Raw genomic sequence first — 12,509 nt, forward strand, 5'->3', positions numbered from 1 at the left:
CGAAAGCGAACACCATGAACCGTTCCTCGACCACGTCCCGGCGCGCCCTCGCCGTGACGACCGCCGCCGCAGCGACCCTCCTGCTCGCCTCCTGCGCGAGCACCGGCGAGGGGAACGCCGACGGCGGCGAGGGCGGCACCCTCACCGTCGCCGTGTACGCCGGCTCCTGGGGCGAGTCGTTCGACGAGGCGTTCATCCAGCCGTTCGAGGAGGCCACCGGCGCGACCGTCGAGGTCGTGCCCGGCGGGCCCGCCGACTGGCTGACCGCCCTGCGCTCGAGCCAGGGCGGCACCCCGGCGTACGACGTCGTCGCCTTCACGCCGAACGTCATCCCGAACGCGGTGGCCGCCGGCGTCGTCGCCCCGCTCGACACCGACCGCATCGACGCGTTCGACGAGCTCAACACGACGCTCGCCGAGCAGAGCAACATCGACGGCACGCAGTACGGCCTGCCGCTGACGGTCGGCGCGACCGGCATCGCCTACCGCACCGACCAGGTCGACCCCGCGCCGACCGACTGGTCCGACCTGCTCGACCCGGAGCTGTGCGGTCACGTCGCGATCTCGCCGCTGACCTTCAACACCGGCGTCGAGTTCCTCGCGGGCCTCATCAACGAGAGCGGGGGCAGCATCTCGAACCCCGACGACGTCGACGCCGCGTTCGACCAGCTCGCCGAGATCGCCGACTGCGCCTCCGCCTTCCCCTCCGACGGCACCAGCGTGGAGACCGCGCTGTCGAACGGCGACGCGTGGATCGCCGCCCACTGGGACGGCCGCGCCTTCGTGCAGGCGAACGCGGGCGAGCCGATCGGCTTCGCCTACCCGGAGTCGGGCTCGGTCGGCGCGCTGACCTCGTTGTTCGTCACCGAGGGCACCGAGAACGAGGACCTCGCATACGAGTTCCTCCAGTACGTCGCCTCGAGCGACTACCAGCCGGTCTTCTCGGAGGGCACCTGGTACGCCGCGTCCAACGACGACAACGTGTACCCCGACCAGTTCGCCGAGCAGATCACGCACGGCGAGGGCGCGTACGACGACTTCGTCTGGATCGACTACGAGACGCTCGCGCCCCAGCTCGGCGACCTGCAGGCGCGCTGGCAGCAGATCTTCGAGTGATGGGCGCGGCTGAGCAGGCGGCTGAACAGGACGTGACCGCGCAGGGCCGGGTCGAGATCCGCGACCTGAGCGTCGGCTACGGCAGCAGCCCGGTGCTGCGGCTCGACGAGCTGACGATCGAGGCCGGGGAGTTCCTCTCGGTGCTCGGCCCGTCGGGCTGCGGCAAGTCGACGCTGCTGGGAGCGCTCGCGGGCTTCGTGCCCGTCGACTCGGGGTCGATCCGCATCGACGACCGCGACGTGACCGCGCTTCCCCCCAACCGTCGTGAGACGGGGCTCGTGTTCCAGAGCTACGCCCTGTTCCCGCACATGACGGTGCGCCGCAACCTGGAGTACGGGCTGCGGGTGCGCCGCGTGCCGCGGGCGGAGCGGGACGAGCGCGTGCGCGACGCCCTGCGCCTGGTCGACCTCGAGGAGTACGCCGACCGCTCGCCCCGCCAGCTCTCGGGCGGCCAGCAGCAGCGCGTCGCGATCGCCCGCGCGCTCGTGACCCGTCCGCGCGTGCTGCTGCTCGACGAGCCGCTGTCGAACCTCGACGCCAAGCTGCGCCGGCAGATGCGGCACGAGCTGCGCGAGCTGCAGCGCGAGGTCGGCACGACCACGGTGTTCGTCACGCACGACCAGGCCGAGGCGCTGGCCCTCTCCGACCGGGTGGTGCTGCTGGCCCAGGGCGGTCTCGAGCAGCTCGGCACGCCCGAGGAGCTCTACCGCTCGCCGCGCACGCGGTTCGCCGCGGACTTCGTCGGCGCCGCCAACGTCATCCCGGTCGCGGGCGACGCCCCGCGCACCGTGCTGGGGGCGCCGCTGGCCGGCCTGGCCGACGGAGTGGACGCCGTCGCGCTGCGCCCGGAGCACCTGCGTCTCGTCGAGGAGGGCGCCGGCCGGGTGGACGCCGTCGTGCTCTCGGTCGGCTTCGCGGGCGAGCGCTACGAGTACCGGCTGCGCGCCGCGGACGGCACCGAGCTGCTCGCCTCGCCGCCGGACGCGCAGCACCGGATCGCGCCCGGCAGCGCCGTCGGCGTGGCCTGGGACGAGGACGAGCCGATCGCCATCGGCGGCCGCTGATGGCGTCGCGGATCCGCCGCGCCGCGGACGGCCTGCCCGGCCTCATCCCGGCGCTCGTGCCGACGGCGTTCATCGTCGTCGCCTTCCTGGTGCCGCTCGCCGGCCTGTTCGTGCTGAGCCTGCGCCCCACGGACGGCCTCAACAACCCGCTGCCGGGCCTCACGTTCGACCAGTACGCGGAGGTCTTCGCGACCGACTACCTCTGGGGGTCGGTGGTGGAGAGCCTCTGGCTCGCGGTGCGGGTCAGCGTCACCTGTCTGGTGCTCGCCCTGCCCGTCGCCTGGTACCTGGCGCGGTCGACGTCGCGCGTCGGCAAGAGCATCGTGTTCATCGTCACCCTGTCGCCGCTGCTCACCAGCGAGGTCGTGCGCTCGTTCGGCTGGCGCGTGGTCATGGGCGGCGAGGGCCCGGTCAACGTCGTGCTGCAGGCGATCGGGGCGATCGGCGAGCCGCTGTCGCTGCTGCGCTCGCCGTGGACGGTGTTCCTGGCGGTCGTGCACGTCATGCTGCCGTTCGCGATCATCGCGCTGTCGGCGTCGCTCGGCGCGATCGACGTCGATGTCCTGCGGGCCTCCGCCGTGCTCGGCGCCTCGAAGGCACGCACGTTCCTGTCGGTGGTCGTGCCGATGGCGGCGCCCGGCATCGTCGCGGCGCTCGTGATCGTGTTCTCGCTGTCGATGGGGGTCTACGTCACGCCCATGCTGGTCGGCGGCGCCAACCAGCCCCTCGCGGGGCTGCGGATACAGACCGCCGCCATGACCACCTTCGACCAGCCGGGCGCCGCCGCGCTGAGCTTCGTGCTGCTGGTCGTGACGCTCGTGGTGTGCGCGCTGCTGGGCGGCCTGGGGCGCCTCGCCGAGCCCGGCCGGCTCGTCGGACGGAGGACGCATGGCTGAGCGTCGCTCGACGTCCCTGCGCGCGCCGTGGTGGAGCCGCGCGGCGTCGGCCGTGCCCGTGGTGCTGGTCTGCGCGTTCCTGCTGCTGCCGCTCGTCGTCGTCGCCGTGAGCTCGTTCAACGCGTCGAGCAACTTCCGCTTCCCGCCGTCCGGGTTCTCGCTGCGCTGGTACGCGGACGTCTTCGCGTCGCAGGCGTGGCTGTCGTCGCTCGGCAACTCGCTCGTGCTCGCCCTCGTCACCGCCCCCGTCGTGGTCGTGCTCGGCACGCTCGGCGGGTACGCGATCGGGGCCGGCAGGTTCCCCGGGCGCCGGGCGCTGTCGGTGCTGTTCCTGTCGCCGCTCGCGGTGCCCGGCATCATGATCGGTCTCGCCCTGCTCTATCAGTTCCAGTCGACCGGCATGCGCGGGGCGCCGACGGGCATCTGGATCGCGCACCTCGTGGTGACCTTCCCGTTCTGCGTGCGCGTCGCGGCCGTCAGCGCCGCGGCCCTCGACCGGCGCCTGGTGCACGCCGCGCGCGTGCTCGGGGCCTCGCGCCTGCGCGCCTTCCTGACCGTCACGGTGCCGCTGATGCGTCCCGGCATCATCGCGAGCGCGTTCCTGGCCGCCGTGATCTCGCTCGGCGAGGTCGCGGTGTCCGTGTTCGTCTCGGGCACCGGCACCACGACGGTCCCTGTCCGGATCTACTCCGCCGTCCAGGTGCAGCTCGAGCCCTCCGTGGCCGCCGTGTCGACCCTGCTCCTGCTGCTGAGCGTCGTCACGATCGCCGTGCTCGACCGCACCGTCCGCATCTCGAGGTTCCTGTGATGTCCCCGCACCCTCCCGCCACCGCGTGGCGGATCGGCATCGACGTCGGCGGCACGTTCACCGACCTGGTCGCCGTGCCCGGCGCGGGCGAGGTCTGGCGCCTCGACGAGGCGGTCACCCACAAGGTCGCCAGCACGCCCCACGACCCCTCCGAGGGGGTGGAGCGGGGCCTGGTCGAGCTGCTGGGACGCGGCGTCCCGGCCGAGTCCGTCGCCGCCATCACGCACGGCACGACCATCGGCCTGAACGCCATCCTGCAGGGCCGGGTGGCCGGCGCGGCGCTGGTCACGAGCGCCGGGCACCGGGACGTGCTGCAGATCGCTCGGGCGCGCATGCCCCGCAGCTTCGACCTGCACGCCCGGCCGGCCCCGCCGCTCATCCCCCGATCGCGGGTGTTCGAGCTCGACCGGCGCTACGGATCGTCCGGAGACCCCGTGCCGGCCGCGGACGACGACCTGGAGGCCCTCGCCGCGCGGCTGGCCGAGGCGCGCGCCGAGGTCGTCGTGGTCAGCCTCATCGGCGGCTACGCGGCGCGTGCGGACGAGCAGGGCGTCGCGCGCCGCCTCGGCGAGATCCTCGGGCTGCCGGTGCGCTCCGCGGCCGCGCTGTGGCCGCAGGCGGGCGAGTACGAGCGGGTGACGCTCGCGCTGCTGGACGCGCAGATCACGCCCTTGATGACCCGCTACTTCACGTCGCTGCAGGCCAGGCTCTCCGGGCTGCGCATCGACGTGCCGCTGTACATCTCCACCTCCAACGGCGGATCGGTCTCGCTCGAGGCGGCCATGGACCAGCCGATCCAGACCGTGCTGTCCGGGCCCGCGTCCGGGGTGTCGGCGGCGGCCGCGACGTGGCCCGAGCGCGACCTCGTGACGTTCGACATGGGCGGCACGAGCAGCGACATCGGCGTGCTCCACGCGGGCGCGCCGATGCTCACCACGGCGGCGACGGTGGGCCCGCATCCGCTCATCATGCCGGTGGTCGAGGTGTCGGCGATCGGTGCGGGCGGCGGGTCCGTCGTCTGGGCCGACGACGTGGGCGCCGAGCCGGTGCTGCGCGTGGGCCCCGAGAGCGTGGGGGCCGTGCCAGGCCCCGCCAGCTACGGGGCCGGCGGCGATCGGCCCGCCCTCACCGACGCGTACGTGCACGCCGGGGTGATCGATCCCGACCGGTTCCTGGACGGCACGTTCCCCCTGCGGTCCGACCTGGCGACCGCGGCGCTGGCGCGGGTCGCCGGCGACCTCGCGCAGACCGACGCGGAGGCGGGCGCTCCCGAGCCGTCCGACGCCCGGGCCGCCGCCGACGGCGTGGTCGACGCGTCGTTCCGCATCGCGTCCGTCGGCATGGCGGCGCGGCTGCGCCGCGTGCTCGCCGCGCGCGGCGAGGTGCCCGAGCGCTACCTCCTCGTCGCGTTCGGCGGCGCGGGCGCGACGCACGCCGCCCTCCTGGCCGAGGAGGTCGGCATCGGCGGGGTCCTCGTGCCCTCCGCCGCCGGCACGTTCTGCGCCCTCGGAGCCGCGATCGCCCCCATCCGCCGCGACTGGGCGCGCACGCTGCGCGTCGCCGTGGACGAGCGCTCGAGGGGCGAGCTCGAGGACGCGTGCGCGGCCCTGCGCGAGGAGGCGGACGCCTGGCTGCGGCAGGAGCAGCCCGACGCCCGCGCCGTGCTCGTCTTCACCGCCGACCTGCACTACGACGGGCAGTTCACGTCCATCGAGATCCCGCTGGGCGAGTCCTCGGACGCCGGGGCGGCGCCGGAGGTGGACGCGGGAGACGTCGTGCGCCGCTTCGCCGACCGGCACGAGCAGCTCTACGGCTTCGCCGACGCCACCGCGGGCGTGCGCACCAGCACCGTGCGCGCGAGCATGACGGTGCAGCTCGGTGAGGCCCGCCACGGCGCCGGATCCGAGCTCTTCCGCGAGGTCGGACGCCGCTCCGTGCGCTACGACGGGCAACGGCGCGACGCCGCCGTCTACGCGCTCGCGACCGACGGCGAGGACGCCTGGATCGACGGCCCGGCGGTCATCGACAGGCCAGACACCACCGTGCTCGTCCCGCAGGGATGGCGGGCCACCGGCGAGGCCGCCGGCATCCGGCTGGACCGTGTCACGGAGGGCGCTCGCGCCGACGGGGAGGACGCATGCTGAGCACGGTCGAGAAGGACGTCGCGCACACCAGGCTGCAGGCGACGGTCGAGGAGATGTGCCTGACGCTGCAGCGCGCCAGCCGCAGCCTCTACGTGCGCGACGCCGCCGACTTCGCCTGCGCCGTCGCCGACCTGTCGGGCCGGTTCGTGGCGTATCCGCAGCACGTGGGCGTGTCGGGCTTCCTCGGCCTCGATCTCGGCCCGGCCGTCGCCGCCGCGACCGCGGGAGAGCCGCTGGCGCCCGGCGACGTGCTGCTGACCAACGACCCCTACCTGTCGCACGGGCTGTCGACGCACCTGCCCGACGTGCACGCGATCGCACCGTACTTCGAGGGCGACGAGCTGATCGGCTACGGCTGGGCGTTCGTGCACGTGTCCGATATCGGCGGCCGCGTGCCCTCCTCGGTGAGCGTCGTCAACAGCTCGATCTACGCGGAGGGGCTGCGGCTCCCGCCGCTGCGATACGTGCGCGCCGGCCGCGTGGTGCCGGAGGTCGAGGCGATCCTGGCGGCGAACTCGCGCACCCCCGAGGCCAACCGGGGCGACCTGCACGCGATGCTCGCCGCGCTGAACACGGGGCGCCGTCGCGTGGCGGAGCTGTCTGCGGGGCTCGGGGCGGACGGCTTCGCGGACGTGGGCGCGTTCGCCCGGTCGCAGGCGGCGGCGCGGGCGCGCGCCGCGCTGCGCACGCTGCGCGACGGCACCTACCGCTTCGAGGACTACCTCGACAACGACGGCGTGGGCCACACGCCGCTGCGCATCGTGGTCACGGCCACCGTCTCGGACGGGCACGTGCACCTCGACGTGACGGGCACCGCCCCGCAGGTCGAGGCCGCGCTGAACATGGTGACGTGCGGCGAGGCGCACTCCTGGGTCGTGACGCGGCTGTTCGCGCTGATCGGCACGCTCGACCCGGCCATTCCGCTCGGCGGGGGCATCATGGACGCGATCGGCTTCCACTCGCCCGAGGGGACGCTGCTGAACGCCGTGGGCTCGGCCGCGACCGGCGTGCGCCACGCCACGACCTCGCGCGTGAACGACGTCGTCTCGGGCGCCCTCATCCAGGCGGCGCCCGACATCCTGCCCGCCGCGTCCAGCGGCCTCGTCGTGCCCGTCGTCTTCGCCGCCGTCGACGGGTCCCGCATCGACGTCGTCGAGCCCATGGTGGGCGGCACCGGCGCGCGGAACGGCTCGGACGGTGCCGACGGGCGCGACTCCGGCATCTCGAACCTGTCGAACAACAGCGTCGAGGTCGTCGAGGCGGACGTCGCGGTGCGCGTGCTGCGCTACGCGTCGCGACCCGACTCCGGAGGGGCGGGCCGGTGGCGCGGCGGCGCGGGCCTCGAGCTCGAGTTCGAGGCGCTGACCGACGGCTCCCTGCTGGCGCGCGGGCTGGAGCGCCTGCGGTTCCGGCCGTGGGGCTTCGCGGGCGGGCATCCGGGAGCGGCCACCGAGCTGATCGTCAACGAGGGCACGGCGCGCGAGGAGCGCCTGTCGATCGTCGACGTGCACCCGCTGAGCGCGGGCGACCGCGTCGTGCTGCGCACGGCGGGCGCCGGCGGCTACGGCGACCCGCTGCAGCGCGACCCGCGCGCCGTGCTCGACGACGTCGAGGCGGGCTTCGTGTCCGAGAGCCGGGCGCGCGAGGCGTACGGCGTCGCGATCGTCGACGGCGAGGTCGACGCGGACGCGACGGCCGCGTTGCGCGCCGCGGGGGTGGCCTCCGACGACATCCGCCCGGAGGGGCACCGGATGGGGGCCGAGCGGGACCGCTGGGACCGCGCGCTGCCGCCCCGCGTCGCGGACGCGCTGCAGGAGCGGCTGCAGCGGCTGCCCGTGGCCGCGCGGTCGCCCCGCCGGCGTGCGCTGGTCGGCGAGGTGCTCGGCCTGCTGCCGGACGGCTTCCCCGCCGCCCCGGCCGACGAGGCCGCCCTGGCGGCGGCCGCGCGCCGCTTCGCGGAGCTGGTCGACGAGCTGGCGTGACGCACGAGCGCCGGGGGTCGTCGTCGCCGCCTAGTGTGAAGGGATGGTCAACTATCGCTATCTCGGCAACAGCGGCTTCAAGGTCTCGGAGATCACCTACGGCAACTGGGTGACGCACGCCTCGCAGGTCGAGAACGACGCCGCGATCGCCACGGTGCACGCCGCGCTCGACGCCGGCATCACCACGTTCGACACCGCCGACACGTACGCCAACACCGCCGCCGAGGAGGTGCTCGCCGAGGCCCTGAAGGGCCAGCGCCGCGAGGGCCTCGAGATCTTCACGAAGGTCTACTTCCCGATCGGCCCCATGGGCCCGAACGACCACGGGCTGTCGCGCAAGCACATCCTCGACGGGATCCACGGCTCGCTGCGCCGCCTGAACCTCGACTACGTCGACCTCTATCAGGCGCACCGCTACGACTACGAGACGCCGCTCGAGGAGACGATGCAGGCGTTCGCCGACATCGTCCGCCAGGGCAAGGCGCTCTACATCGGCGTCTCGGAGTGGACGGCCGAGCAGCTGCGCGAGGGGCACGCGCTCGCCCGGCAGCTGGGCTTCCAGTTGGTGTCGAACCAGCCGCAGTACTCGATGCTGCACCGCGTCATCGAGGGCAAGGTGGTGCCCGCGAGCGAGGAGCTCGGGATCTCGCAGATCGTCTGGTCGCCGATGGCGCAGGGCGTGCTGAGCGGCAAGTACCTGCCGGGGCAGCCCGTGCCCGAGGGCAGCCGTGCGACCGACGAGAAGAGCGGCGCCACGTTCATCCAGCGCTTCATGAAGGACGACGTGCTGACGGCCGTCCAGAGGCTCAAGCCCCTCGCCGAGCAGGCGGGGCTGACGATGCCGCAGCTCGCGATCGCCTGGGTGCTGCAGAACCCCAACGTCGCCGCCGCGCTCGTCGGCGCCTCGCGGCCCGAGCAGCTCGCCGACACCGTCAAGGCGTCGGGAGTGACGCTCGAGCCCGACCTGCTGGCAGCGATCGACGACGCCCTCGCGGGCGTCGTGAACGACGACCCGGCCGGCACGTACGAGGTCTCGCCCCAGACGCGCCTGGTCTGACCGACCCTCCTGGCACGACGCAGGATCGTTGCGCCTCCGCGCATCCGGTCCTGCGTCGTGCGCGGGTCGGGCGTGCCCGCGTACCGAGTTCTCGGAGATCCTTGGCATGATTCTCTGGTGACCCGTGCTCCGCTCCCCGCGCCGCTGCGCGCGATCTACGGGATCCTCGGAGCGGCGACGCTCGCGCTGTGCGCGTTCAGCCTGGTGTTCTTCACCCGCTGGACGATGTCGCTCGAGCCGGTCGCCGCGTTCCTCGCCGCCTACCCCGGCGCCGCCCCGATGCCCGAGGGGCGCGGCATCGGCATCCCCGCGTGGCTGTCGTGGACGCACTTCCTGAACGGCTTCTTCCTGCTGCTCATCGTGCGATCCGGCATCCGGATCCGGGGCGAGAAGACCCCGAGCGGGCTGTGGACGTCGCGCCGCGTCAAGAAGCGCCGGATGAGCCTGACGATCTGGTTCCACATCGCGGTGGACGCGCTGTGGATGCTCAACGGGCTCGTGTTCGTCGTGCTGCTGTTCGCCACCGGCCACTGGGTGCGGATCGTGCCGACGAGCTGGGAGGTCTTCCCGAACGCGCTGTCGGCGCTGATCCAGTACGTCTCGCTCGACTGGCCGACCCACAGCGGCTGGACCGGCTACAACGGCCTCCAGCAGCTGATGTACTTCGCGATCGTCTTCGTCGCGTCCCCGCTCGCGGTGCTCACCGGCGCCCGGCTCAGCGCGTTCTGGCCGCGCGACGACCGCGGTCCCTGGGCGAAGCGGATCAACGCCGCGTATCCGCTGGACGTCGCCAAGGCGCTGCACTTCCCGACGATGCTGTTCTTCGTCGGCTTCGTGATCGTGCACGTCGGCCTCGTGCTGGCCACGGGCGCCCTGCGCAACCTCAACGCGATGTACGGCGGGCAGGACGCGGTGAACTGGACCGGCTTCTGGATCTTCGTGGTCTCTCTGCTCGCGATGGCCGGCGGCTGGATCGCCGCGCGCGACCGCGTGATCGCGCCGCTGGCGAAGCTGTTCGGCGACGTGCGCCTGCGCGGCGGTCGCTGACCCGCGCCACGAGACCGCACCCGCCGGGCGAGACCGGATCCGCCGGGCGAGACCGGCGCCGACGGTGTCGGTCTCGCCCACGTTCTGCGGTCTCGCTCCCGAGGTGACGGGGCAGGTTGTCGGACAATAGCTTGGGATGGGGCATGCGGCGCGCGGCATTCTTGACAGATTGTCGTACAGTCTGCCAATCTTTCCCGGGGGTTCGACTCGTCCCAGTCGCGTACAAGGAGGTACACGTGTCCACAGCAGCACCCGCGCCGAGCAAGATGCGCGTCGCCGTGGCGGTCGCCATCGGCAACTTCATGGAGTGGTTCGACTTCGCCGTGTACGGCTTCTTCGCCGTCATCATCGGACAGCTCTTCTTCCCCGAGGACACCGACCCCTTCGTCGCGATCCTGTCGTCGCTGGCCGTGTTCGCGGTCGGGTTCTTCATGCGCCCGCTCGGCGGCTTCATCCTCGGCCCCATCGGCGACCGCTACGGCCGGCGCACCGCGCTCGCCATCTCGGTGCTGGCGATGGGCATCGCCACGACGATCATCGGACTGCTGCCGGTCTACAGCGTCGCCGGCATCCTGGCCCCGATGCTGCTCGTGCTCTGCCGCTGCGTGCAGGGCCTCTCGGCGGGCGGCGAGTGGACCGGCTCGGCCGCGTACCTCATCGAGTCGACCCCGACCCCGCACCGCGGCAAGTTCGGCAGCGTCATCTCCGCGACCGCGGCGCTCGCCACCATCGTCGGCAGCCTCTTCGCGCTGACCCTCAACAACGTCCTGTCCGAGGAGGACCTGCTCGCCTGGGGCTGGCGCGTGCCGTTCCTGCTGGCGGCGCCGCTCGCGCTCATCGGCCTGTACATCCGGATGCGCCTCGGCGAGACGCCCGTCTACCAGCAGGTCGAGGCGCAGGGCGAGGTGCAGAAGTCGCCGATCCTGCGCAGCCTCCGCCAGAACATGCGGCCGATCCTGCTCACGCTCGCGATCGCCGCGGTGCAGGGCACGGGCTTCTACTACCTGGCGACGTACGTCGTGAACTACCTCACCACGACGGTCGGCCTCGAGCGCGGCTCCGCGCTGTCGCTCAGCGCGATCGGCCTGACGGTGTACATGATCCTGTGCCCCATCGCGGGCGCCCTGAGCGACCGGTTCGGTCGCCGCCGGCTCAACATCATCGGCACGATCGGCTACATCGTGCTGCCGATCCCGGTGTTCTGGATGATGTCCAGCGGCCAGGCGATGCCCGTCGTCATCGGCATCATCCTGCTGACGATGACCCAGTCGCTCGTGAGCGTCACGACCGTGGTCATGCTGGTCGAGCTGTTCCCCGCGTCGAACCGCTCGAGCGCGAGCGCGATCGGCTTCAACATCGCGCTCGCCTTCATCGCCGGCCCCGCCGCCTACATCGGCATGTGGCTCGCGGGCACGACGGGAGACCCGGTCTCGCCGTCCTGGTACATGGTGCTGCTGGCGGTGCTCGCGCTGCCGTTCCTCTGGCGCTGGCTGCCCGAGACCGCCGGCCGCGACATCACGAGCGAGCACGAGGCCGTCCGCGGGCACGAGCCCGTGACGGCGCCCGCGACGCGTGATGGGGTGGGTGCGTGACCAACCGCATCACCATCGTCCAGTACGGCACCCGTCAGGGCACGAAGTCGGACGTCTACCTGAACTGGCCGATCTACGGCAGGCCGGACGAGCCCATCGGGATGGACTACTTCTTCTGGCTCGTCGACACGGGCGAGCAGACGATCGTCGTAGACACCGGGTTCTCGGCGGCCGGCGGGGCGAATCGCGCCCGCACGTTCCTCGTGCAGCCGCGGGAGGCGTTCGCGGCGCTCGGCGTCGACCCCGCCTCGTCGCCGGAGGTGCTCGTGACCCACGCGCACTACGACCACATCGGCAACCTCGACCTGTTCCCGTCCTCGCGGGTGACCATGGCGCGGGCCGAGTGGGAGTTCTGGGCGAGCGGCATGGCCACGCGCCGGCAGTTCCACCACTCGGTCGAGGACGCCGAGCTCGCCGAGCTGCGCCGCATCGAGGGGCAGGGGCGGCTGCGCGTGTTCGACGACGAGGCCGAGATCGCGCCCGGCGTGCGGATGGTGCGGGTCGGCGGCCACACGCCGGGCCAGTCGGTCGTGCTGGTCGACACCGCGGACGGGCGTGTGGCGCTCGCGAGCGACGCCGTGCACTACTACGAGGAGTACGAGGACGACGTGCCGTTCGCCTTCGTGGCGGACCTGCCGGCGATGTACGCGGGGTTCGACCTGCTGCACCGCTGGGAGGAGGACGGCACGGTCAGGCACGTGGTGTCGGGGCACGACCCGTCCACGCTCGACCGCTTCGGACGCATCGCCGACGGGCCCCTGCCGGGGCTGACAGCGCGCATCGGCTGAGCACGTCGCCGAGGCG

At 72.9% G+C, this 12,509-nt stretch carries 10 protein-coding genes; all 10 read left to right on the plus strand.

Features of this window, described 5'->3' with window-relative positions; all coding sequences use genetic code 11:
• The first annotated feature begins 14 nt into the window (after positions 1-14).
• Complete coding sequence (locus K5S26_RS14365) at positions 15-1,115, plus strand: ABC transporter substrate-binding protein (protein WP_221859397.1); 1,101 nt, start codon at positions 15-17, stop codon at positions 1,113-1,115.
• A gap of 32 nt (positions 1,116-1,147) precedes the next feature.
• Entirely contained in the window at positions 1,148-2,179 is a 1,032-nt protein-coding gene (locus K5S26_RS14370) for an ABC transporter ATP-binding protein (protein WP_308122993.1), read from the plus strand.
• Entirely contained in the window at positions 2,179-3,075 is an 897-nt protein-coding gene (locus K5S26_RS14375; RefSeq protein WP_221859401.1) for an ABC transporter permease, read from the plus strand. Before K5S26_RS14370 ends, K5S26_RS14375 begins: the two co-directional genes overlap by 1 nt.
• On the plus strand, positions 3,068-3,883 hold the full coding sequence (locus K5S26_RS14380) for an ABC transporter permease (protein WP_221859403.1): 816 nt from the start codon (positions 3,068-3,070) through the stop codon (positions 3,881-3,883). Before K5S26_RS14375 ends, K5S26_RS14380 begins: the two co-directional genes overlap by 8 nt.
• A complete protein-coding gene (locus K5S26_RS14385; protein ID WP_221859405.1) occupies positions 3,883-6,027 on the plus strand; it encodes a hydantoinase/oxoprolinase family protein in 2,145 nt (714 codons plus the stop codon). Before K5S26_RS14380 ends, K5S26_RS14385 begins: the two co-directional genes overlap by 1 nt.
• On the plus strand, positions 6,021-8,009 hold the full coding sequence (locus K5S26_RS14390) for a hydantoinase B/oxoprolinase family protein (protein ID WP_221859407.1): 1,989 nt from the start codon (positions 6,021-6,023) through the stop codon (positions 8,007-8,009). The genes K5S26_RS14385 and K5S26_RS14390 overlap by 7 nt, the downstream gene beginning before the upstream one ends.
• A 43-nt stretch (positions 8,010-8,052) precedes the next feature.
• On the plus strand, positions 8,053-9,066 hold the full coding sequence (locus K5S26_RS14395) for an aldo/keto reductase family protein (RefSeq protein WP_221859409.1): 1,014 nt from the start codon (positions 8,053-8,055) through the stop codon (positions 9,064-9,066).
• 117 nt (positions 9,067-9,183) lie between these two features.
• A complete protein-coding gene (locus tag K5S26_RS14400; RefSeq protein WP_308122995.1) occupies positions 9,184-10,113 on the plus strand; it encodes a cytochrome b/b6 domain-containing protein in 930 nt (309 codons plus the stop codon).
• 236 nt (positions 10,114-10,349) lie between these two features.
• On the plus strand, positions 10,350-11,705 hold the full coding sequence (locus K5S26_RS14405) for an MFS transporter (protein WP_221859410.1): 1,356 nt from the start codon (positions 10,350-10,352) through the stop codon (positions 11,703-11,705).
• A complete protein-coding gene (locus tag K5S26_RS14410) occupies positions 11,702-12,493 on the plus strand; it encodes an N-acyl homoserine lactonase family protein (protein ID WP_221859412.1) in 792 nt (263 codons plus the stop codon). The genes K5S26_RS14405 and K5S26_RS14410 overlap by 4 nt, the downstream gene beginning before the upstream one ends.
• The last annotated feature ends 16 nt before the right edge of the window (positions 12,494-12,509 follow it).

The sequence above is a fragment of the Microbacterium marinilacus genome (assembly GCF_019753765.1).
GTDB lineage: Bacteria > Actinomycetota > Actinomycetes > Actinomycetales > Microbacteriaceae > Microbacterium > Microbacterium marinilacus.

Excerpts from the sequence above, each read along its gene's own strand:
- K5S26_RS14365 (WP_221859397.1), top strand. The coding sequence starts at position 15 with ATGAACCGTTCCTCGACCACGTCCCGGCGCGCCCTCGCCGTGACGACC.
- K5S26_RS14375 (WP_221859401.1), top strand. The coding sequence starts at position 2,179 with ATGGCGTCGCGGATCCGCCGCGCCGCGGACGGCCTGCCCGGCCTCATC.
- K5S26_RS14380 (WP_221859403.1), top strand. The coding sequence starts at position 3,068 with ATGGCTGAGCGTCGCTCGACGTCCCTGCGCGCGCCGTGGTGGAGCCGC.
- K5S26_RS14385 (WP_221859405.1), top strand. The coding sequence starts at position 3,883 with ATGTCCCCGCACCCTCCCGCCACCGCGTGGCGGATCGGCATCGACGTC.
- K5S26_RS14390 (WP_221859407.1), top strand. The coding sequence starts at position 6,021 with ATGCTGAGCACGGTCGAGAAGGACGTCGCGCACACCAGGCTGCAGGCG.
- K5S26_RS14395 (WP_221859409.1), top strand. The coding sequence starts at position 8,053 with ATGGTCAACTATCGCTATCTCGGCAACAGCGGCTTCAAGGTCTCGGAG.